This window comes from Streptomyces sp. NRRL F-2664 (assembly GCF_000719345.1).
Classification (GTDB): Bacteria; Actinomycetota; Actinomycetes; order Streptomycetales; family Streptomycetaceae; genus Streptomyces.
In genome coordinates this window covers 1-304 of the sequence record NZ_JOFX01000483.1, presented here as the reverse complement: position 1 = coordinate 304, position 304 = coordinate 1, and the positions used below count along the sequence as shown (strand labels likewise).

Genomic DNA, 304 nt, shown 5'->3' with positions numbered 1-304 from the left:
GGCGTCGGTGGCCGTCTCCAGCTGCCCGTGCTGGTTGTAGGTGCGGGAGACAGCCTTGCCGTCGGGGTAGGCGACGGATACCAGCCGGCCCTCGCCGTCATAGCGATAGGTGATGAGGGTGGCCTTCTTGGCGTCCGCGTCGTCGCGGGCGCCTTCCCACATGCCGGTGACCCGGTTCAGGCCGTCGTATTCCGTCTGCCGGACTGTGGTGGCCCCGCTGGCGTCGGTGACCGCGGAGGAGAGCAGCAGCCCGGTGTCCCCGTCGTAGGTATACGCGGTCGTGGAGACGGTGTCGCCGTCCTTG

General features: G+C 69.1%; 1 protein-coding gene. It reads right to left on the bottom strand.

The genetic code is table 11. The features are described from left to right. On the bottom strand, positions 1–304 hold a 304-nt coding region (locus IF89_RS40025; RefSeq protein WP_043195099.1), incomplete at both ends, for an RHS repeat domain-containing protein.